General features: G+C 60.1%; 15 protein-coding genes. 10 read left to right on the plus strand and 5 right to left on the minus strand.

The genetic code is table 11. The annotated features are described in order from the left end of the window. Window positions 1–46: 46 nt before the first annotated feature. From BN3002_RS10410 to BN3002_RS10420, 3 genes are read right to left on the minus strand one after another with little or no spacing between them, the layout of a single operon-like run. A complete protein-coding gene (locus BN3002_RS10410) occupies window positions 47–1,441 on the minus strand; it encodes a S8 family serine peptidase (RefSeq protein ID WP_058237772.1) in 1,395 nt (464 codons plus the stop codon). Then, entirely contained in the window at window positions 1,438–2,850 is a 1,413-nt protein-coding gene (gene eccB, locus BN3002_RS10415) for a type VII secretion protein EccB (RefSeq protein ID WP_058237773.1), read from the minus strand. Before eccB ends, BN3002_RS10410 begins: the two co-directional genes overlap by 4 nt. Further along, window positions 2,850–4,169 carry an EsaB/YukD family protein gene (locus BN3002_RS10420; protein WP_058237774.1) on the minus strand — a complete coding sequence of 440 codons (1,320 nt, stop codon included), beginning with the start codon at window positions 4,167–4,169 and terminating at the stop codon, window positions 2,850–2,852. Before BN3002_RS10420 ends, eccB begins: the two co-directional genes overlap by 1 nt. 379 nt (window positions 4,170–4,548) lie before the next feature. On the opposite strand from BN3002_RS10420, the gene BN3002_RS10425 reads away from it, so the two are divergent. From BN3002_RS10425 to BN3002_RS10455, 7 genes are all read left to right on the plus strand, one after another. Further along, window positions 4,549–4,863, plus strand: a complete 315-nt coding sequence (locus tag BN3002_RS10425) for a WXG100 family type VII secretion target (protein ID WP_058237775.1) — start codon at window positions 4,549–4,551, stop codon at window positions 4,861–4,863. A gap of 15 nt (window positions 4,864–4,878) precedes the next feature. Further along, window positions 4,879–5,163, plus strand: coding sequence for a WXG100 family type VII secretion target (locus tag BN3002_RS10430; protein ID WP_058237776.1), 285 nt, complete (start codon window positions 4,879–4,881; stop codon window positions 5,161–5,163). 139 nt (window positions 5,164–5,302) lie between these two features. After that, complete coding sequence (locus BN3002_RS10435) at window positions 5,303–5,794, plus strand: hypothetical protein (protein ID WP_058237777.1); 492 nt, start codon at window positions 5,303–5,305, stop codon at window positions 5,792–5,794. Between the two features lie 49 nt (window positions 5,795–5,843). After that, window positions 5,844–7,262 (plus strand): hypothetical protein, encoded by a 1,419-nt coding sequence (locus BN3002_RS11440; RefSeq protein WP_058237778.1) that lies wholly within the window; start codon window positions 5,844–5,846, stop codon window positions 7,260–7,262. Next, window positions 7,259–8,644, plus strand: coding sequence for a S8 family peptidase (locus BN3002_RS10445; RefSeq protein ID WP_154955740.1), 1,386 nt, complete (start codon window positions 7,259–7,261; stop codon window positions 8,642–8,644). The genes BN3002_RS11440 and BN3002_RS10445 overlap by 4 nt, the downstream gene beginning before the upstream one ends. A gap of 126 nt (window positions 8,645–8,770) precedes the next feature. Beyond that, the gene (locus tag BN3002_RS10450) at window positions 8,771–9,718 is read left to right on the plus strand and encodes a PP2C family protein-serine/threonine phosphatase (protein ID WP_074026241.1); all 948 of its coding nucleotides are present in this window, start codon (window positions 8,771–8,773) and stop codon (window positions 9,716–9,718) included. Continuing rightward, window positions 9,718–11,262, plus strand: a complete 1,545-nt coding sequence (locus BN3002_RS10455; protein WP_058237780.1) for an FHA domain-containing protein — start codon at window positions 9,718–9,720, stop codon at window positions 11,260–11,262. The genes BN3002_RS10450 and BN3002_RS10455 overlap by 1 nt, the downstream gene beginning before the upstream one ends. A 121-nt stretch (window positions 11,263–11,383) precedes the next feature. Here BN3002_RS10455 and eccCa read toward each other — a convergent pair whose 3' ends face one another. Continuing rightward, window positions 11,384–15,427, minus strand: a complete 4,044-nt coding sequence (eccCa, locus tag BN3002_RS10460; protein ID WP_058237781.1) for a type VII secretion protein EccCa — start codon at window positions 15,425–15,427, stop codon at window positions 11,384–11,386. Between the two features lie 108 nt (window positions 15,428–15,535). On the opposite strand from eccCa, the gene BN3002_RS10465 reads away from it, so the two are divergent. Together BN3002_RS10465 and BN3002_RS10470 are read left to right on the plus strand one after the other, a co-directional pair. Continuing rightward, on the plus strand, window positions 15,536–16,879 hold the full coding sequence (locus tag BN3002_RS10465) for a hypothetical protein (RefSeq protein ID WP_058237782.1): 1,344 nt from the start codon (window positions 15,536–15,538) through the stop codon (window positions 16,877–16,879). 2 nt (window positions 16,880–16,881) lie between these two features. Further along, complete coding sequence (locus tag BN3002_RS10470; protein ID WP_154955741.1) at window positions 16,882–18,321, plus strand: FHA domain-containing protein; 1,440 nt, start codon at window positions 16,882–16,884, stop codon at window positions 18,319–18,321. Between the two features lie 5 nt (window positions 18,322–18,326). Here the strand turns inward: BN3002_RS10470 and BN3002_RS10475 are convergent, their stop codons facing one another. Beyond that, a complete protein-coding gene (locus BN3002_RS10475) occupies window positions 18,327–18,590 on the minus strand; it encodes a PspC domain-containing protein (protein WP_058237784.1) in 264 nt (87 codons plus the stop codon). Between the two features lie 306 nt (window positions 18,591–18,896). Here BN3002_RS10475 and ppdK point away from each other — a divergent pair, with 306 nt between their 5' ends. Next, complete coding sequence (gene ppdK / locus BN3002_RS10480) at window positions 18,897–21,608, plus strand: pyruvate, phosphate dikinase (protein WP_058237785.1); 2,712 nt, start codon at window positions 18,897–18,899, stop codon at window positions 21,606–21,608. Window positions 21,609–21,809: the final 201 nt, after the last annotated feature.

A 21,809-nucleotide genomic window follows, 5' to 3' on the forward strand; every position in this document is an offset into this window, starting at 1 on the left:
GTCCGCGCCGGATGCCACGCTGGCCGGATGCCCCGCTGAGACCTCCCTACTTTTGACCTGACTCAGTGCGCGGAACGCGAGGTGAAAACGGGTTCGACACGTGGCGTGTCGTCACGGAGCTCTTCCTGGCACGTTTCCTGGTTTGTCGGCGCTGATCGATCAGTGTGGCAGCCACGAGGCTTCCGAGAAGCACAGCCACCCCGATGCCTGCAGCGATTGTCAGGTATTGCGTGCGGCTTTTTGTCAGATCCTCTTCGGGCTTGACCAGGCGCACAGGTGGAGGAATCGGCCGGTCTGCCCGCTGGTAGCGAGGGTTAGGCGGACCATCCTGCGTACCGTCGTTCACGAAGTTGATCGCATCCTTGGGTGCAACAATTCCCCACCCGACAATCTCATTGCGTTCAGAGGGCGTGGAGCGTAATGCTGTTGCAAGAATCCTGTACTTCCAGTCAGCAGGAGTCTCCTCTGGATGAGCAGCAGCGACGAGGGCGGCAATGCCGGCGACGTACCCCGTTGAGTACGACGTGGAGGGCTGCTCGCCTGACAGGACACAATCACCCCACTGGAGGAACGTGGTCAGCACATCGGAACCGGGAGCTGCCACTTCCACGTGAATGCCGTGCACGACGCTGTCAGAAGGCTGTCCCTGAAGCGTTACCGCACTGACTGAGAGCACCTGCTCATAGTTGGCAGGAAAACGTACCCCTGAATTTTCCCCGTTCGGATCGGCGTTACCCGCCGAGGCGACAATGAGCGCACCGGCGTTCGTAGCATAGGCGACTGCCTGAGCCAACTCAGCATGGTCAGACGGTGACGATGCCGGAACAGCAATGATTTTGGCACCGTGATCGGCCGCCCACCGTATGCCCGCTGCTGTGCGCTTCACGTTCGGACCGCGCCCATTGTCGGTATCCTCGGGTCGCGTGGAAGCATATACGCGCACAGGCAGAATCTGTGCTGACTTGGCGATGCCGACCAGTCCGGATCCCTCAACTGGCCGCGACGCGATCTGACCGGCGACCGCCGTACCGTGTCCGTCGACATCGGTGCGCCCATCGCCACCCGAATCAACAAAATCGGTTCCTGGCTGAACAGCTTCCTTCAGGTGCTCATTAGCGCTGCTCACCCCTGAGTCCACAACAGCGACGAGCACTCCGCCGGTGGACAGTTCCCACGCCTGCTGGATTCCCAGTCGTTCAAAGACGGGCGGTTCAATCGGAACGTACTGCGTCTTGCCTACCTGGCATGCCTGCGGTTCGTCCCCATTGGCGAGGGGGATGCGCGCCCGGTGATCGACTCGCGCAGGCTGGCTGTGAGAAGTGCCAACCGGGGCTTGAGCGTGAGATGCATGAGGGAGGAGCGACAGTGGAAGCAGGGCGCATACGCATGTCAGGAGGGCGGTGTGTGCCCACCTGACAATGTGTGTCCGTTGTTCGCTCATGAGGCTGAACCTGTGGCAGGATCGATGGGTTTGAGGTCGATGCCTTCAGGGATCAGCGCGATCCACGGCCCGGGAATCGGCGTAATGGAATTTTCGTCATACCCCAATCGCTGCATGGCTTCGGAGTAGTTCAGGCCCAGACCGTGCGACAGACCTGTATCAGAGATCAGCATGACGGCACCCAGGGAGCCGCCGGAAGTGGAACGTGCCAGAACACCGCTTCCGCCCAGAACGGATGTTGACCCCACGGCCGGCGGGTGAGGAGAATTCGAGGCCGCGGGGGAGGCGGACGTGCCCATACCCGACTGTGCGGATGCCAGATCTGGTGAATCAGCGGGTATGGCTGACAGGACGCTTCCTTTCTCGATGTCACTGACGTCGAGGTGAGCACACGGCCGAGCCTGCTCATTGGTAATCGTGCCGAGGGTGTCAGGCCAGTCCGCAGGAACAGGACCGCCTTCAGTGACGACATGAATATTGGCTATTTCACCGACGGACACTGTCGGTGGGTCAATTGTGTACGGGTTGCCGGTGGAAGAGGCCTGGTACATTGCATACGACACGTCGGAGAGCTGGACCAGCTGACCATCGCCTATGACGAGGTAGTGGTGGTCTCCCTCGGGAAATTTGACGTTGATGATCGTGCCGACGACGGCATCGTGGACGGACGAGGGCATCCCGCTGACGGGCGTACCGCTGTTGTCGAGACTGATGGGGGTGAATGGTGTGCCGTTATTGAAGAGATTGAGCCAGTCAGCCGGCACGTCAAAGACAGGTGAATCGTTGATGTTGAGGGTGTTCTTAAGGACTTCGAGATGTTCGGGTTCGATGCGGTGACGCACATTCTCTGCAATGACGTAGAGGGTGTCGCCCTGTTTGACCAGCGTTGTCGTCACGGGTTCGAGGCCGTCGGGTCGGATTGACACCCATGTGTGGGTCGAGGCGTTTTCCATGACGCATGCGTTCCACTCGGTTGCTTTCAGGTCGGCGGGAGCGGGGACATTATCGGGTGCTTCAGGTTCTCCGATCGCATCGCCGCGAGGAATACCCGCGATCACTTTTTCTCCCACGGAAACGGTCTGCAGAGAGCCAGCCGGGGTGCGCATACGCGCTGAGGTGACATTGTAGATCGGGTGCAGCACTCCTTGAACGGAGTAGTAGCGCGCACCTGTTCCCTTGACGATAATCAGCGTGTTGTTCTGCCAGTTATCCGGCAGGGTGGGGGAGAACTTTCCCATCGCGAAGGCAATGCCGAGCATCAGCAGTGAAATGACGATCCCGCCGATCAGGGGCGGCACGAACGATTTGGATTCCAGTTCCCGGCCTCCAGGCGTGCCGGAGATGAACGCCGTGACGAGTCGGCGGCGATTAAACCGTTGCGCATTGAGAATATCTTTATTGGAAGCCATTAAATGATCCCCCACACCAGGCACGTCAACGGAATGATCGCGATCAGAGCGATGACGTTGGCTCCATCTGCCAGGCGAGTGAGCCACGGGCGCAGCCGCGAATTAACGACGTTGGCCGCCAGGATCAGGATCGCGACCAGGACCGTCAGGCCTACCGTCCAGGGAAGCAGCCACGATACCGCCAGAGTTGCCAGAATCCCGGTGGCGAGCGTGATCAACATGCCGGCGACAACCCCGATAAAGACGTCAATTCGGCCGTGAAGCGACCGCGTCCCCAGCATGAATGCCGCCCCCACGCATGCCATGAGCAGGACACCCTCGACGGTCGCAACCACCATCGGAACGCAGGTAATGATCACCATGAACGATGCGATCTTCACTGATAAAGCCAGCGCCTGTCCGGTCACTACCTGTTCATCGACTGCTGCACCTGAGAATGACTCTGTTGATTGGATGTTAAGAGCGGGAATCCGCGAGGGCATCTGTGCCAGCCCGATCCACGGAGTCGACAGCACGACCAGCGTCAGGAGGGCCACCACCACCGTCGCTGACCGTTGCAGCGAAACTGTGGCGTAGGCAGTCAGTGCGCCGACGACCATATACGAAAATCCTGCGAGCAATGGGCCGCCGGCAATGATGCGTAACCCCGGGGGAAGCACCATCGTGGCAAGGGAGCCGAACATGATGCCGACGCCGATGGCCATGAAACAGTGCGCCAGGTTCCCATCAGCGATGAGGGCAAATCCTGCGACACCAAGAAGAACGGGAACGGTCAAGCTGAGCGAAACGGCTCCTGCAGTGCTGCTTCCTCGTGCCACGATCGCTGCAGTGGCGCACACGAGGGCGGCTCCGACAGCTGCGATGATGGCGGTGGCCATCGTGTGTCCACCGCGAATTGCGAGCAGCACCGCGGCAGTCAGGATCAGGATGACTCCGCAGTGTGATGACAACTGTGCACTGTCGCCTTTGGTCCATGCGTCCTGATGTTTGTTGACGGATGTGCCGATAGCTTCAACCAGATCGTCATAGCGCTGGTCTACTGTGCTGCCACCCTCGGACTCAAGGGTAAGAAGTGTGCCGGGAGTGACGTGTTGGGCGCGCAGGGTTTGAGAATGGTCGAGTACGCGCCCTGACGGAGTCAGGAGTCGGTATCCCTGAGTTGCCGTTTCTGGATCGAGGCGGCCAAGTGCTTCAACCATGCCCGGCAGCAGCTCCGCCACGATCAACGATGACGGTACGGACATATCGAGCTTTTGACCAGCGCACATGACGGAGATTGGCATGAGTGTTCCGGTGCGTGATTTGACGCTCTGTGGCATGAACGGTCCTCTCGGATGCGTCGCCCGTGGAATTCGGGCCCCATCTAAGACTAAACGGTATTTCATTTATTGGAACATCAACAAACAATAAGTATGAAAGAGGGAAACCGTGAAGGGCATGCTGACGGTTCGATGGGTGAACACCCCGCATACTGCGAATCCGCGGACGACCAGCGTTAACTACCGTTTCTTTCGAGCGTAAACGGGCAAAAATCTCGATTTTTTTGCCGATTCTTTCAAGTAACACGTCGGTGACGAAACGTTTACAGTTTACTTCAGACTATTGCCAAACGGGGGGCGGGTATGTTTCAGTAAGTGTGTCATCTTCCGAGTGTTCGAAGTGAGTGCTCGGCAGCCTACCGATTATGGAGGATAAAACATGGCTGGACAGGTTTCCGCCGCAGAGGGTGCAATCCTCAAAGGCGCTCAAACTGTTTCTTCTACACGTCAGGATCTTGAGGGCCGCCTGAGCACCTTGCGCTCCAACCTTTCAAGCATCGGCTCACAGTGGGTCGGCAACGCATCTACCGCTTTCCAGCAGCTGATGGTTCAGTGGGATGAGGATGCACGCAAGATCACCAGTGCGTTGAACGAATTCGAAGCCAACCTGCGTTCATCGCAGCAGGCTTACGACACGACCGATGCCGACCACCAGGCTGCGATGAACTCCGTCGCCGGCCGTCTTGGAATGTGAGAGGACTAAGCTGAAATGGATCTGAAAGTAAACTACGGGGCTCTGTCAACCGCCTCAGCAGATATCAACACTGGTGCTACCGGCATTCAAAACACCTTGGATCAGATGGATTCTGAGCTCCAGCAGCTGCAGACCAACTGGGAAGGCGATGCACAGCAGGCCTACCAGGTTGCCAAGGCAAAGTGGACCGAGGGCATGACCGGTATGCGTGACGTCCTGGCTCGCATCAGCGTTCTCGTCGAGCAGGCTAACCAGGATTACAACTCAACTGACCACCACAACGCAGGACTGTTCCAGTAGTCTGAGCCTTGTGCTTGTCGAAAGGGACGCTGCAGGCGGTTTCTCGCGGCAGCGTCCCTTTCGCCGGTTCACTATTTCGATCTGATTCACGACATGGACACAACGATCGTTCGACCACGACAGGTGTAGAGGAGAAACAGTGTCTGGAGGCTGGGAAGTAGATGTTGATGCTGCGCGGACGGAGCTGAATAAGCTGCGCCACGACGGGTTGACTCACGTTACAGCGGCGAAGACTTCCACTGGCAGCATTGCCAGGGGTGAGACCAGCGCGAAGTGGGGAGTTGAAAGCGGAGCGGTGATGTTCCGTGAGCGTCTCGTTGAAAATTTGAATGAACTGGAGATCCTCATCGATCTGCTTCATTCAGACTTGACTGCCTTCTCCGGTGGTGTTGACGATGCGATCAATGCATTCATACGCTCCGATACGGACTCTGAAGCAGAGTTGAAGGTCAAGGAAGCAGAATCTGCCCGAAATGCCGAGCGCCCGCAGGAGCAGGAACGCCTTCGCGAGCAAAGCGGCGAAGAGGCAGATACGAGTGAGCAGGGCTCAGAAGGCGCGACCGAGCGTACGAACTCGGAATCCGAAGATGGAAACGAGCGCAGGAATTCGGAGTCCGAAGACCCCGAGTAAGCCCCTGAGAGATTCCACATGTTGAACTACTGGAGTGAATAGGTGAATCATGGCTGGAGAAATCGTCCAACGACTGGAAGCGGTGCAGCAGCTTCCGGTGCGAGGCGCGGAGACGCCGGAGTTGATCGAGAAGATTTCAGAAAAACTCGATGAGTGCAACGAGATCATTAGCACGTATAAGGCCAGGACGAATATTTCTGGCGAAACCAATGACGCCATTGTGAGTTGGCTATCGCGGTGCCAGAGTAAAGTGGAGGATTACTCGGCCGCGGTCAGGACGTATTCGAAGGCTTATTCTCAGGCGCAGGTTGCTATCCGACAGGCGGCACGTGAGGGTGAGATGGTTGTCGCGGAGTATCACCGCGCAGGCCCCAAGCGTCCTGAAGATATCAGCCAGCTCGATTCGGAAGCCGCCCAGATCCTTTCGAAAATGAATGCGGGCCTGCGCGCGGCATCTCGAACAGGTATGAAAGTGATCTCCAGCGGCCAGCAAGTGAACAGGTCAGGAGGCTCCTCCACAGGGAATAATTCTTCACGGTCAGGATCGGGCGTCGGCTACGCGAATTACGACTACCCAAATGGAACTGGCTCTCGTGGACGCGGGCAAAGCGCAGGAATACCGTTGATCTCCGGATCTGAGACACGTCACGGACTGGGTTCGTGGATGTCGAACATGCGAGGCGAGTCGAGCGCGTCCATCGGAGACGTCAACTCAGGTGCCACGGCATTTGAAAGCGGAACTCGCAATGAGGCAACGCTGTCAGGCTCCTCCCCTGATGGTGCGATCAGACCTGACGGCCCCCTGAAGGGATATCTGCCGGAGGGAACACGCCCTAAGGGTATCGGTGCATTCCTCGATCAGGGAATCGCTGCGGAGGGAAGTCGTCTGGGAGTAGGCGGCTCGACGGCTGTCATGGCAGGAGGTCTGCTGGGAGCAGGAGCTGCCACTTTGGCTGCCCGGGCCGGCGGATCAGGTCTGTCAGGACTGTCATTGGCCGGACCGAACGCAGCGGCCGCATTTTCGCGGGGAGTTCCCGCCAGCGGAATCGTGTCATCGTCCACCTCGGGTGGTGCTGGAGGAAGTGCAGCAGGAATGTCCGCGCAAGGCACAACAGGTGGTGCTGGAGGAAGTGCAGCAGGAATGTCCGCGCAAGGCACAACAGGTGGCGCTGGAGGAATGGCTGCCCGGGGCGCGACAGGCTTTGGAGCTCAGGGTGCAGGTGGTGCGGCCAACTCTTCAGCTGCGGCTGCCGCAGGTCGAGGCGGAATGGGACGAGGCTTTATGGCACCCATGGGCGGTACCGGTGCCGGCTCTGACAACAGCGAGAGAAAATCCGCGCTCGTGGGATACGATGTATTCCGTTTGGAAGACGACGCAGCTTCAGAACCATACGAATCAGAGCAGTCAGGAGCAGGTTCAGCGGAGGATCTACATGCCAGTGAAAGCGAAATCGAGGATCGTTGGTGAGTAGTTTCCCGATTCGATCAACTCGCCCCCTCAGAAGTCTCAGCCTCTGCCTGTCAGCAGTGCTCATCGCTCTGCTGTGCATGGTGGGCGTCCCCGCCCACGGCGATGACACAATTCGCGACCAGGCCTACGAGGACTATCTGGGGTTGGACGAGGCGCGCTCGCAGGGGCTGGATGGGTCCGGCATCACGATCGGAATCGTGGACGGACTGGCCGATACGGGAGTGCCGGAACTGGCCGGTGCCGACATCGCCGCTCACGAGGCAATGTGCTCTGACGCCGCATTCGAACCTATTGAAGTGTCACACGCAACCGCCGTCACGTCAGTAGTCGCCTCGCCGGATTACGGCGTGGCACCCGGTGCGACAATCGTGAACTTTGCGGTGACGTCGACGTTCAATAAGTCCAGTGACGGCCTGTCCACGCAGTGCGCTGCCCAGGACGACGTGGTCAGTGCAATCAATGCCGCCATCAATGCGGGCGCCGATATCGTGGTGATCACGATCGGTGGCAGCGCTTCGCTGCTCCAATATGTCTCGATGCGCGCCGAGCTGCACGAGGTGTTGCTGGTGGCAGCTGCCGGCAATAAAGAGGATTTCCCTATCAACATCGCCGCAGATAACGGTGTCCTGGCTGTGGGCTCATCTGACTTTGAAGGCAACCGCTCAACGTTTTCTTCCCACGGCGAGGGATTGGACGTGGTCCTTCCCGGTGAACAGATCACGCTTCGCGACCCGGACCCTGACGGCAACCTCACGGTCATTACACCTGATGCATGGGGAACCTCGTTTTCAGCTCCAATGGCTGCCGGCATGCTGGCATTGGGTATGCAGAAGTGGCCCGAGGCAACGCCGTACGAAGTGCTCAACGCTTTTTCGTGGTCAACAGGTCGTGAAGACTGGGATGAGCAGATCGGTTTCGGAGTTCCGCAGCTGCATGAGTTCCTCAACGCCGATCCAACCCGTTTCAAGGACGAAAACCCCCTGCTGCACAAATCAGATCACGGCCCTGATGATCAGCTGCGAGCCGATTACCGCGACGGCCTCATTGACCCCTTCTTCACGATAGATGTCGGAGACAAGGACTACGTGTATCGCGGGCGCGCAGACGACGCTTTTGCACGTCCCGAATACGGCGATCAATGGCAGCCCGGCACCTCACCGCGCTTTACCCAATCGGGGCAGTCAGGTGCCAGCCAGTCTGACGCCAGCCAACTGCCTCAGTCCGCACCATCAGACGGGGCCGGCCAGTCCAATGGCATACCGCTTGGCATCTGGATTGCAGTAGGTGCAGTCGTCCTTGTCGTCATAATTGTGGTCGTCGTGCTTGTTGCCCGCGCGCGTTCGCCTCGGACCGGCACTCCACGTCAGCAGCCATTCTAAGAGCAGCCAGGGACGCAGCTGAGGCGCAGTCGATGCGGCAATCGATCTTCCTGGCACACAAACTCTATGAATTTGAGCCCGGACGTGAAAAACTCGGAGTGAACATCCGACAGGAAGAGGTATGCCATGGACCTATCTCGTCTCGGTAGCGTTGTACGCACGCGGTGGGGAGCAGCAACCGATCAGGGTCCGCGCCCCGACAATGAGGACCATTGGGCAGCACAGCCCCCTCTCTACGCAGTAGCAGACGGTATGGGTGGACATGCAGGTGGCGGACGTGCCTCCGAAGTGGCGATCCAGGCTTTCACTGGCGCACTGTCCGGCGATGCTCTCAATGGCCGCGAAGCCGATGTGAACGACCTTGATCATGCCATTTCCGTCGCCGCGCAGGCAGTGATGGCCCTGGCTACCCCCTCGTCCATGTCCGACGAGGACAAAGACCTGGCGAATATTGTGCTGGCCGGTGCGCCGGGCACGACCCTGACGGGGGTTCTCATCGCCAGTCACGAGGAGCGGCCCCAATGGCTTGTCTTCAATGTAGGCGATTCGCGTACGTACCTTATAAACGATGGGCAGATCCGGGCCATGACGAAAGACCATTCGGCCCGGCAGGAAGCGCGTGACGCTCAATGGTCACCAGACGAACTCCCCGCAGCCAATATCATCACACGCGCCCTGGGTGGCGGAATGCCGGGCCTGCCCCAGGCGGACTTCACCGTGACGACGATCGCGCCTGGGGACAGGGTGGTGATCTGCTCAGATGGAGTGCACTCGGCGATTGACGACGCGGAGATGGTTCGCATCGTTACTCAGTCAGATGATGCTCAACGCGCGGCAAATGCGCTGGTGGATGCGGCGCTGGAGCGGCAGACACGCGACAACGCGACGGTTGTGACGATTTTCGTTGAATCCGTGAACCCGCCGTGGCCAGCTGACGATTCCGTCAATCCGTTTGAACGTACCGTCGGCATTGCGCGTCCTTCCTCCACGCAGACGATTCGCCGTCAGCCAGGCAGTGATGCGGCCGAACAAGCGGGCGACGAGGTTCCTTCGTCCGCGGAGGAAACCATCTGATGTGGCAGCTTGGACGCGTATCCACCCAAGGGCATGGGGTTGTCGCCGTCAACGGCCCGTTCGGCACGGCATTGGTGTCCTCTGAATGCCTGAACGCCGCACTGACGTGTGTCATGAACGAGGGGGACCCCGGCGAGCTGCTCGAATCGATTCGTGCACAAGGCGGACGCGTTTTCGTCGCTGATACTCGCGGGGACCAGGTGCAGCTCTATGCGCATCCCGAATGTTCGATTCGGATCTGGAGCGCGAGCCCGATGACGGATTCTGAAGCAGCAGGCCAACCGCAGGTTCGCTCCTCGCGCATCACGTCCGAAGGTGTGCAGGCCGATTCTTCACACTGGGACGCTATCGAGATCGAGTTCGGCTCTGGCGAACTGGATCAGCCTGATGCTGACAGGAATGACACGGACCAGGCAGATGGCATCGCTGATGGGCAGCGCCGTGATCCGTGGCTGCCGCTTGTCACAGGCGCGGCTCAGGCTCGCCGAGTGCGCATCGGTTACTTCGATCCGGTGTCCTCGCCTCTCGATGCAGTAGATCGTGACGATGCCTCAGATCGCGACGCGTCACCTCATGACGTGTCACCTGAGCCGAACGAGAAACCTCTCGTCGATGGTGAAAATACCGCGAGCAGCGTGGATGCTGAGCCGACACCTTCAACTGAGCCAGCACCGCTGGCCGATTCCACACCTCCAGGTGACCCGGCACCGCCTGTCGGACCTGCCGGGGTTGCTGCACCAGTCACCCCTGCTGCGCCTGCTGCCAGTGACGTGCCTGACGGCCCTGCCAAGCCGGCAACGCCGTCTGGACCCGCTCCGAGTGACGTTCCCGAAGGATTCAACCCTGAATCGCTCGAAAAAACGATGACGCCTGAAATGCTCGAACAGATGCGCCGTCAACGCGAACAAAACCAGCCACATCGCGGCTCGCAGGACTCACAGGATTCGGGCCAGGGCCCCCAGGCACCTCACACCGTGCGTTATGCTGCGCAGCCAGCAGCGCCCACCGCTCAACCATCAGCCAGGTCGCAGAGCCCCGACAGTGCGAGCAGCGGCACCCAATTTGCTGACAGTCCCTTTCAGGGACGCCCCTATGATTCTGCGGCCCCGAACGGATACCCGGGTCCTCCGCCGCCTCCACTCCCATCTGAGACACCGCACACGCGACTCAGTGCTTACCTCGTCTATGCCGGTGGAGCGCCTGTTGAACTCACCCGAGATGTGGTCATTGGTCGAGATCCGAACTCGCGCGTCATTACAGGACGCCCACCTGCCACAACACTTCGCGTGCCCAGCCCGCAGGGGGAAATATCTCGGTCACACTGCATCGTCATGCCGCAAGGCCCTGAACGGTGGGCCGTGATGGATCTGGGATCTGCTAACGGCACGACAGTCGTACACGAAAACGGGCAAGTCAGCCGTGTCGCCACGTGGGATCCAGTAGTCCTATTCGACCGCGATCGCATCGACCTGGGCGAGGGTCTCAGCGTGGAGTTCCGCGTCGTTGAAACACCGGCGATGCGTTACGCCCCGCCACAGGGCTGACCAGCCGGGCAGCAGTCGACACCCCGCGTTTTTGCGTCACGCTCAGATCATCTGGCTAGAACCCAGTCGCGCACCTGCAACCGGGCCGGCACTGCAATCGGGTCGGCGCAGCAGACCCAGGTCACGCGATCGGATCCGTCCACGCCAATTGACCCATCACGAGTCCCGCGTCGCGTGACACGATCTGGGCACGACCGGCTACCAGGCGCTTCGGCTTGATGCGGCCAATGACCGCGCCCTCATCAGGGCTGCCGGACAGCATCAAACCAGTGGTACCGAGTTCAGACAGTGCCTGAAGGACAGGTTCGAAGGCAGCGCGCGAAGCACCGCCCATTCGTCTGCTCACGATGACGTGAAGACCCACATCCACAGCCTGAGCAAGTAACGGCTGGAGGGCGATCAGCGGGTTACCTGACTGTGTGGCAACCAGATCGTAGTCATCGACCAGCAGCCACGCCTCGGCGCCCTGCCACCAGGAGCGGTTACGGAGCTGCTCAGTTGTCACAGAGTCACTGGGCAGTCGGGTGCGCAGATACTCAGCCAGATCATTGATCGTCGCTGTCGCATCATCACGCGTGGTCATGTAACCCGCAAGGTACTCCTCGGGAACCTCCCCGAGCAGGGTGCGGCGGTAGTCAACCAGGAAGATCTGGGCCTGTTTCGGTGTACTCGTGCGCATGATTTCACGAGCGACAGTGCGCAGGAATGTGGTCTTGCCGGACTTGGAATCGCCATACAGGTACAGGTGCGATTCGTGGGCAGGATCGAAGACCCATGGGCCCAGTCGGGATTCTTCCACGCCGAGCAGCAATCCCTCGCGGTCCTGCGCGCCCTCCAGTTGCTGGACTTCCTCCACCGTGATGCGTTCGGGCAACAGGCGCAGTTTCGGACCCGGTGCGGGAGCAGCCTTTGCGATGCGCTCAAGCGTTGCGGTAATGCCGGCTGACATGGACGATACGTCGTGGTCACCGTCCGCCCTCGGCAACGCGACGAGGACGTGGTGGCCGCCCATTTCCAAGCCGCGCCCAGGACGACCCTCCGGCACCGTAGCCGCAACCTTGCGGTTGACTTCAGAATCGGTGACGTCGCCCAGCCGCAGCTCCAGCTTTGATCCCATGACGTCACGTACCTGCTGACGCATATCCATCCAGCGTGATGTCGCGACTATCAGGTGGACGCCGAACGACAGAGCTCGCGGCAACATCGCCTGGATTCGCATATCGAGATCCTCGAAGTCGCTGCGCAGGATCGCCCACCCGTCAACGACCAGGAACACATCACCGTATCCGTCGTCGAAACGCCCCTCAGCGCGTCCCTGCCGGTACGTGGAGATGGAGTCGATTCGATTCGCGCGGAAATAGCGTTCACGGTCGACGATGATGGACTCGATCTCGGCAAGCATACGGTTGAGGACGTCGGGGGTATCACGCGTCGCCACGCCAGCGATGTGGGGTGCGTCCGCAAAGGCTGAGAAGGTGCCGCCGCCCAGATCAATGATGTAGAACTGGACTTCCTGCGGTGTGTGCGTCAACGACAGTGCCATGACCAGTGTGCGCAGCGCGGTGGACTTACCTGACAGTGGACCACCCACAATGGCCATGTGACCACCCGCGCCGGACAGGTCATATTCCAGTGTCTCACGGCGCTGTTCCAGCGGAATGTCAGTGGTGCCCATCGGGACACGCAGACGGCCTTTCGCACGCCACGATTGTGAAACCAATCCCAGGCGCGGATCAGCATCCAGATCCGGCATGAGGGCGTCCAACGTATCCGGGATATCCAGGGGCGGCAGCCACACCTGGTGAGCTTCAGGTCCGTGACCCACCATCTTGGCAACCGCAATATCCATCTGTGTCATATCCGCCCACTGACGGTCCTCAGGGGCGACATATTCGTTGCGAGCTTCTTCCTGCTCGCGATCAGAATCCTGGTCAGAGTTATCCTCGTCAAGCGAAAGCTGAGGAGTGGAGGTGAACGGAAGGATCGTGAGCGCCGACTCGGGGGAGCCGGCCTGCTCGCCTGAGCGTGGAGCGTGGGAACGTGCCGGCGGGGGAGCGGCAACATACGAGGCGCGGAAACGCACCATCTGATCAGTACCGGTCTTCAGATATCCGACACCTGGAATCGATGGCAGCTCATACGCATCCGTCACACCCAGCACGGAACGTGACTCCTGACCGGAGAATGTACGCAAGCCCATGCGATAGGACAGGTGCGAATCCAGCCCGCGCAGACGGCCTTCTTCCAGGCGCTGAGAGGCCAGCAGCAAGTGGATCGACATGGATCGCCCCAGACGACCGATTTGTACGAACAGATCAATGAAGTCAGGTTTGGCCGACAACAGTTCGGAAAACTCGTCGAGGATGATGAACAGTGCCGGCATCGGCGGATACTCGTGTTTACCGGCGCGCCGATCTGCCTCGTAATCCGTGACGTTGGCGTAGTTGCCGGCCTTTCGCAGCAGCTCCTGGCGTCGCACCATTTCGCCGCGCAGGGCCTCCTGCATACGGTCAACCAGGAACAGTTCCGACTCCAGGTTGGAAATGACGGCCGACACGTGCGGCAGCTTGCCCATTCCCCAGAACGTCGCGCCACCCTTGAAGTCAACCAACACGAAGTTGAGCTGCTCAGGGGAGTGGGTCAGCGCCATTGCCAGCACCAGGGTCCTGAGCACCTCGGACTTACCTGAACCAGTCGCACCGATCAGCAGGCCATGCGGGCCCATACCTTGCTGAGCTGATTCCTTGATGTCCAGCAGGACGGGGATCCCCTCGGGCGTCACACCGAACGGAACACGCAGCAAGTCGCGCCCGGTGCGGTACTTCCATTCCTTATCTGGATCGAAGTCGCGCACGTCCGGCAGGTGCAGCAGCGTCATCAGATCTTCCGAACGTGCGGGGTCTGAGCGGCCGGCAGGTTTGTCGGCGGAACGTTTCTCGCCTTCGCTCCAAAATGCGGTGCGTCGGCTCAGTGCTTCAGCCTGCTCGATGCTCATCTCATCGGGTCGGGCAACGATGGGGCGCTGATCCATCAGCACGACTTCCATGACTCGCCGATCGGCAGGATCCTTGTGTTCGTACGGGTGAATCAGCAGGCGCATCGTGCTGCGTGAGACGAGCGGTCCCCACTTTTCGAGAACCTTGATAACGGTGACGCCCAGACATCCTTCGAGTGACCCGAGGCGCGTTTGTGACGGCATGTTCGCATCGTCGACGATCAGCACGAGGTGCGGCCACTGCACGTTTTCGTCACGTGGTCGGAACGTGCCACGCGTGGTGAACTCCTCACCCAGCAGGTTTTCCAGTTCGGCGTAGTCGCTGGTGATCATTCGTGCAGGGCCGAGGGCGTCCCGCTCCTCTGATGAACGCGCATGCGGGGCCCACTTGACCCACTCCCACTGCGGGCGTGCCTCCTCGGAGCACAAGACGGCGACTTTCAGGGCGCCTGGACCGATGAATGTCAGCAGGTGACACAGCATGGCACGTGCCTGCGCGCGGGCCACATCGTGCCGCCCTGCAACCTCAATATGGGAGAATTCTCCGATCATGACGCCGAAAGGCACATGATCAATGTTGGAAAACGTCTCCACGAACCGGTTGAGCGCACTATGACAGACGATATCGGGGTTGGCCATCGGAGGAAGCTCAGGCACGTCAAGATCCATTGAGAGTGCTTGTGTCGATGAGCCAATCCGCATGTTGAGCGCGTCAGCATCCCCTGGGGCTCGTTCCCACAGGCGGGCGCGGTCCTGCGCAATCAGCGTTAAAGCCAGCGGGTCGGGTAAGTGCCAGCGGATATAGGCGCGCTGTTTGCGCTCAGCAGTGCGGACGGTTTGGCGCATCTCCGACAAGTAGGCGAGGTATTCCCGGCGTGTTGTCACCACTTTTTGGCGATGCCCGCCGATCTGGCGGTAGATATTGAAACCGACCATGGACAGCATCGCGAAAACCATGGCGCCGCCCATCATGAGCATGCGCGGGTTGTTGTTCGCACTCATGACCATAAAGATCATGACACCCATCGATCCGAACATCGGGACAACCGTCATCAGGACATTTCCCATACCAGGCGGTTCAACCTGATCCGGAGGCCCCTCGATCGGGATCGTACCCGTAGGCAGCTCCGGCGAGCTGACCCGGTCTGGGGATGCGTCCTCTTCTGCCATATTTTCACCTCAAATGGTGGTCTTGACATGAAATACATGCGCATCTCATATTATCTTGATTGTGGGGATAGAACGAGAGGTTCACCAGCTCGAAGGACAGGACAGCCTATGACATCGGTTGCGCAGGCCACTATCGAGCAGGCTGGTACCCGGTCAGATGTCGCCGTCCCTGTCGGCACGACGGTGTCAGGCTTGCTTGCGATGATGAATGTGGATACGTCGACGGGCGACGTCCGCATCACGCTGCCGAGCGGCAGGTTGGTGTCCCCTTCTCAAGCGCTGGGACGAGATCTTCCGTCCGGCACCATTCTGTCGGTCGCCAGTGGACTAGCGTCCGACCGGGCGCAAGTCAGGGCCCGTGAATACGCCGAGGCCCCCTGGTTCAACAGACTGCTGGGCATCGTGGGCATCATGATTGCCGTCGTTGGGCTTGAAGCGGCCTGCATTATCGCCCCCCTGGTGGCACGGTCGGCCATGATTCCACAGGGCGTGCGCATCGGTGCCGGCATCGTGTCGATCCTCCTGACTCTTCCCCTGATTTTCCGAGGGCGTCTGCACGCGGGAACCGCAGCCTGCCTGGCGCTGAGTTTCTTCATCGGCGTGGCATCCCTGGCGTTGCTTCCTCCGCAGGCCCCCGTTTCCATCGTTCTTGCGCCCCCGATGCTGTGCTGGGTTGCGTTTGGAGTATCGCTTCTGTATTGGCTGACGACTCGCCTGCCTTCGGCGGCGGCCAGCGCTGTTGCTTTCGGTGTGTTAGCTGCTGTGCTGTCCATGACCACGGCGTTCCAGATTCCGTGGTCCACGATCATGCCGATCGGCTTGGCGTTGCTGGTGTTGGCCCTGGCGATTGTGCCTCAGACAGCGGTGCGGATTCCTGAAACGCAGCTCCTGGACCTCCCACTGGTCACCACGTCAGCGCCTGCGGTGCGTCAAGCGAAAGTGGCATCACCCTCGCGGATCACGCATGCGCGTGTGGAGCGCACCGTGCGGGAGGCATCCGGGATTCTGGATACGCTGGTCATCATCTGTTGTGTGGCGGTTTGTGTCACGATTCCGATGGTGGCGAGTCGAGTTGACCTGACCTCGTGGCACGGACGCGTCGGCACTGCGACGGTTGTGTGCGCAATTCTTGCCCTCTCACTTACGCCCCGCAATACGCGTTCGAAGGCATTTCGCATCGGCCCGCGCGTATGCGCAACGGCTCTGGCGGGCGCGCTCATCATGTCCCCGACGGGGCAGCAGGTGGCAGGACCTCTTGGCGTTGGCGGGATGCTGGCAATCAGCGGCATCGCAGTGGTATGTGCGGCCATGCTGGTCTCACGCCGTGACGAGGGCGCCGCTTTCCTCGGCCGGGTCGGAGACATTGCCCAGTCAATTTCACTGGTGTTCATCTTGCCGTGCGCCGTATTCTCTACCGGTTTATTTGACGTGATTCGACAGGTGGCATCGTAACTATGACGTCTATTCCTTCCACTGCACCAGCTCAAAGTCCGATGCGCGCGCAGATACCGCGCGGAACGCAATCACGTCCCTCCTCGCAAAGAAGCGCCCCCACCTCCAGTGGTAACCCGGCGTCGCGAAACCTGCGGGTCGGCTCGTACATGATCGACCTGCTGGCAATCTGGGCATGTGCAGCGCTTGCCTGGTTCATCCGACCGTCTCTTATCTTCGTCGGCACTATCGTGCTGGAACTGTTCTTGGTTCTGACGCTTGTGCGCGCCCGTACCGGACGCACCTTGGGAGCACTGGCCACACGTACCGTCGCGGTCGCAGCGGGTACGGATCACGCACCGGGACTTAAACGTCAGGGAATTCGCAGCGCCATCATCGGTTTACTGCACGTCACGGTTATCGGGCCTGTGATCGTGGTGTGGCTGGGCAAAGATGGCCGCGATTGGGTTGATTCGCTCGCGGGTACGGCGACACTTGATTTGCGCTCACCGCTCAGGCGCCCGACAACGGCCCCCGACGCCTATGGCCGGCAGACTACTCACACACTGACATCGGAGAACACCGGTTGGACTGGGCCAGCCTCGCCCTCGTCGCACCCGATGGACGAGGGTGACGCGCGAGTCCCCGGACCGTCGATGCCACCGGCACCTCAGCCGCAACCACAGGAGCAGGCTGGTTCACAGCAGAGCCAGCGCTCGTTTGGCATGTGGATGCCGAGCCTGTCATCTCCCGGGCTGAAACCGACAGGTGCGGGATCCTTTGCCGTTCCGTCACAGCCCGAACCGTCGTTGGCTCCGCGCCAGGCTCATCCCCAGGAAGCACCCGACCCACTGGCACAGCCTGAGGTGACACCGGCCCAGCCAGCCCAGCCCGATGGCTTCTCCGTTATCGTTCCACCAGCAGCGCCAGCGCAACCTGCTCCTGACGTGGCTCATCCGGAGCCGATTGCTTCAAATTCGGCTGCAGTTCCGCTGGCTAGCCAGTCTGCCGCCGGAGTCGAGAAGCCAGAGAATAGTGACGACACTTCTGCACCTGCACCTGCACCGGAGGAGCAGCCGGATCGAGCCGGCACGCCGAAGCCTAACACGCAGCATGATCAGAAGAACGCTGAAATATGGCTGGTATTCGATTCAGGTGAGAAAGAAGCAGTGATTGGTACGACAGTCATTGGACGCGCACCTGTCACGATGTCACCGAGTGAACGTGCTGTCACTGTCGAGGACTCAACACGCTCACTGTCTCGCACTCATCTGCGCTTGGGTCCTGCTCCCGGCGGAGTGTGGGTGGAGGATGCTTTTTCTGCGAACGGCACGTCGGTCACGTTACCTGACGGTTCAGTGTTTGAACTGGAGCGAGGAAATCGTCAGGCTGTCCCAATTGGCGCAACACTTCGTGCTGGAGAACGGTCGATCACCATCAACTCGCCCCACAGTCAACAGTGATGGCTCTAGTGGGGAGCATCGGCAGTGACAGGAATGTCACTCGGGTAAGCGACGCCCTCATCATCGGCAGGCATGACGAACCACAATATGAGGTAGAGCATGATGCCTGACCCCGGAAGCGGCAGCGTTGCGATAAACAGCAGGCGCACAAGGATCAGATCCCAACCAAGGTATCGGGCGATACCAGCGCATACACCTCCGAGAAAACGATGCTGAGTGTCTCGGCTGAAAACCCTGCGAGAGTAACCCGTTGTGACCTGTTCATTCATGGAACCATTCCACCTGATAACAGGCATTGAGCGCTATCGGGGAAAGCCCTGAGATCTCCCTGAGGCACCCGAGCATTCGTCCACTTTCGCCCTGGCAGCCCCTTCGCAGATGCGCGGTCGCCCTCGCCAATGAGGAGCCGGTGGGCGAGGCGGTGAGCGGACGGAATTATTCTTCTGGCGAATTGTGGAAGCTTTCAGCGCTTTCAAGGCCTGCGCGCGGTGACCAAGGTCCCAGTTTTGGTAGAGTTGGCACGAAGGCGCCCGAGGACGGGTGCGTCACGAGAGAAACGAGAGATGAGGACCTCGATGGTCAAGTATGTTTACGATTTCTCCGAGGGCAACAAGTCCATGAAGGATTTGCTCGGGGGTAAGGGCGCAAACCTCGCTGAGATGACGCGACTGGGTTTGCCTGTTCCGCCTGGATTCACGATTTCCACCGAAGCCTGCCGGGCTTACCTGAAAGATGGAAGCGTGCCAGACACCCTCGAGACCGAGGTGACCGCAGCACTGCGCAGCGTTGAAGACACCATGGGCCGCCAACTCGGAGCAGGCGATGACCCGCTGCTCGTCTCGGTCCGGTCAGGCGCGAAATTCTCCATGCCCGGCATGATGGAAACAGTACTGAACATTGGCTTGAACGATGAATCAGTCGAAGGCCTGACGAAAGTTTCCGGATCAGAGCGTTTCGCATGGGACTCCTACCGCCGCCTGATCCAGATGTTCGGCAAGACGGTGCTGGACATCGATGGTGATCTGTTCTCCGACGCGTTGGATTCACTGAAGAAGGAACGCGGCGTTGAGGCCGACGTTGACCTGACCGCAGAGGACATGCGCACGCTGGTTGACACATTCAAGAAGATCGTGCGTGACGCCACCGGCGAAGACTTCCCACAGGACCCTCGCACTCAGATGGACATGGCCACCGAGGCTGTTTTCCGTTCATGGAACACGGAGCGTGCACGCATCTACCGTCGTCGCGAGCGCATTCCGGATGATCTGGGCACCGCCGTCAACATCTGCACCATGGTGTTCGGCAACATGGGTGACACCTCCGGTACGGGCGTGTGCTTCACCCGCGACCCTTCCACCGGACACTCAGGCGTGTACGGCGACTACCTGCCGAACGCTCAGGGCGAAGACGTCGTGGCCGGCATTCGTAACACTCTGCAGCTGTCAGCCCTGGAAGAGCGCGATCCCAAGTCGTACCAGGAACTGCGTGCCATCATGCGCAAGCTTGAAACTCACTACCGCGACCTGTGTGACATTGAGTTCACCATCGAGCGCGGCAAGCTGTGGATGCTGCAGACCCGCGTTGGCAAGCGCACTGCCGCCGCCGCCTTCCGTGTTGCCACCCAGCTGGTTGACGAGAAGATGATTACCCGCGACGAAGCCCTCGGCCGCGTTACCGGTGACCAGCTCACTCAGTTGATGTTCCCGCAGTTTGATGCGAGCGCACAGAAGGAACTGATCGCCCGCGGCATGCCTGCATCTCCCGGTGCGGCAGTCGGAAAGATTGTCTTTGACAACGCTCAGGCTGAAGCTGCGGCCCGCGATGGAGTGAAGTGTGTGCTGGTTCGTCGTGAGACGAACCCTGATGACCTTCCCGGTATGGTTGCTGCCGAGGGTGTCCTGACCGCCCGTGGTGGCAAGACCTCTCACGCAGCTGTTGTGGCACGTGGCATGGGCAAGACCGCTGTGGTGGGCGCTGACGCGCTGGATATTGATGCCGCCGCCGGAACCGTCAAGGTGGATGGTCATGTTCTCACCTCTGAAGACACGATCGGCATCGACGGATCCACCGGTGAAATTTTCCTTGGTGACGTTCCGGTTTCGGATTCACCTGTGACGACCTATCTGTCGCACGGACTGGAGGCGGGCCTGGAGGTTGCTGGCGATGATGCGGATATGCGTGAGCTGATTGCAGCTGTTGACCGAATTCTGGTGCACGCTGACGAGGTACGTCGCCTGCATGTGCGCGCCAATGCGGATACTCCTGAAGACTCACGTCGCGCGCTCGAGTTCGGAGCGGAAGGTATCGGCTTGTGCCGCACCGAGCATATGTTCCTGGGTGATCGTCGCCCGCTGGTTGAGCGCGCCATCCTGTCTGAAGCCGGATCGAAGGATCGTCAGGATGCGTTCGATGAGCTGGAGAAACTGCAGAAGCAGGACTTCCTCGAGATGCTCGAGGTTATGGATGACAAGTCGATGACGGTGCGTCTGATTGACCCGCCGCTGCATGAGTTCCTGCCGGATTTGACCAGCATGGAAATCAAGTTTGCCGTGGCCAAGGCCAAGGGCGAGACGGTTGATCCAGCTGATGAGAAGATGCTGGCCACCGTGCGCCGTATGCATGAGGACAACCCGATGCTGGGTCTGCGTGGCGTCCGCCTGGGCATTTACCTGCCAGGCCTGTTCGAATTGCAGATCCGCGCACTGTGCGAAGCTGCCGCCGAACTTGTTGCACGCGGGCTGCACCCGCATCCGGAGGTCATGGTTCCGCTGGTCGCATCCGAGCGTGAACTTCAGCTGATCCGCGAATCGGCTGAAGAGATTATCGCAGCGGTGTCCAAGGACAAGAACGTTGACCTGTCGGGTGTGACAATCGGCGCCATGATTGAGCTGCCTCGCGCAGCCATGACCGCTGAGGATCTGGCACACGCAGCCGACTTCTTCTCATTCGGCACGAACGACCTGACCCAGACCGCCTGGGGCTTCTCGCGCGATGACGTGGAAGGCGTGTTCTTCCCCGAGTACATCGATGCCGGCATCTTCGGCGTCTCTCCGTTCGAGACAATCGACCAGCACGGTGTGGGTGCCCTGGTGCGTGAAGGCGTTGAGCGTGCCCGTTCCACCAAGCCGGAAATCAAGCTCGGCGTGTGTGGCGAGCATGGCGGCGACCCGGCCTCCATCCACTTCTTCTCGAAAGTGGGCTTGAACTACGTGTCGTGCTCCCCGTTCCGCGTCCCCGTTGCGCGTCTGGAAGCAGGCCGCGCCGCGGTGGCCTCCGAAGAGAACTGATCCGCGCCGCACCTGTTCAGGCAGCGCCGTCACGCCGGCCGCGTCGGCCGCGTCGATGAGCTGTCTGTCGGTGCATCAGCTGCAAGGGCTGTACCTGGTATCACTGCCGGGTACAGCCCTTCGCGTTTTCGCGTGGCGGTGTGGCGGGCCGGTGGTGTGGCGGGCCGCCGGGGTGCACGACTTACTAAAACTAAGCGCCCC

The organism is Actinomyces ihuae (genome assembly GCF_001457875.1).
In the GTDB taxonomy this organism is placed as follows: Bacteria; Actinomycetota; Actinomycetes; order Actinomycetales; family Actinomycetaceae; genus Pauljensenia; species Pauljensenia radingae_A.

Excerpts from the sequence above, each read along its gene's own strand:
- BN3002_RS10410 (WP_058237772.1), bottom strand. The coding sequence starts at position 1,441 with ATGAGCGAACAACGGACACACATTGTCAGGTGGGCACACACCGCCCTC.
- eccB (WP_058237773.1), bottom strand. The coding sequence starts at position 2,850 with ATGGCTTCCAATAAAGATATTCTCAATGCGCAACGGTTTAATCGCCGC.
- BN3002_RS10420 (WP_058237774.1), bottom strand. The coding sequence starts at position 4,169 with ATGCCACAGAGCGTCAAATCACGCACCGGAACACTCATGCCAATCTCC.
- BN3002_RS10425 (WP_058237775.1), top strand. The coding sequence starts at position 4,549 with ATGGCTGGACAGGTTTCCGCCGCAGAGGGTGCAATCCTCAAAGGCGCT.
- BN3002_RS10430 (WP_058237776.1), top strand. The coding sequence starts at position 4,879 with ATGGATCTGAAAGTAAACTACGGGGCTCTGTCAACCGCCTCAGCAGAT.
- BN3002_RS11440 (WP_058237778.1), top strand. The coding sequence starts at position 5,844 with ATGGCTGGAGAAATCGTCCAACGACTGGAAGCGGTGCAGCAGCTTCCG.
- BN3002_RS10450 (WP_074026241.1), top strand. The coding sequence starts at position 8,771 with ATGGACCTATCTCGTCTCGGTAGCGTTGTACGCACGCGGTGGGGAGCA.
- BN3002_RS10455 (WP_058237780.1), top strand. The coding sequence starts at position 9,718 with ATGTGGCAGCTTGGACGCGTATCCACCCAAGGGCATGGGGTTGTCGCC.
- eccCa (WP_058237781.1), bottom strand. The coding sequence starts at position 15,427 with ATGGCAGAAGAGGACGCATCCCCAGACCGGGTCAGCTCGCCGGAGCTG.
- BN3002_RS10465 (WP_058237782.1), top strand. The coding sequence starts at position 15,536 with ATGACATCGGTTGCGCAGGCCACTATCGAGCAGGCTGGTACCCGGTCA.
- BN3002_RS10470 (WP_154955741.1), top strand. The coding sequence starts at position 16,882 with ATGACGTCTATTCCTTCCACTGCACCAGCTCAAAGTCCGATGCGCGCG.
- BN3002_RS10475 (WP_058237784.1), bottom strand. The coding sequence starts at position 18,590 with ATGAATGAACAGGTCACAACGGGTTACTCTCGCAGGGTTTTCAGCCGA.
- ppdK (WP_058237785.1), top strand. The coding sequence starts at position 18,897 with ATGGTCAAGTATGTTTACGATTTCTCCGAGGGCAACAAGTCCATGAAG.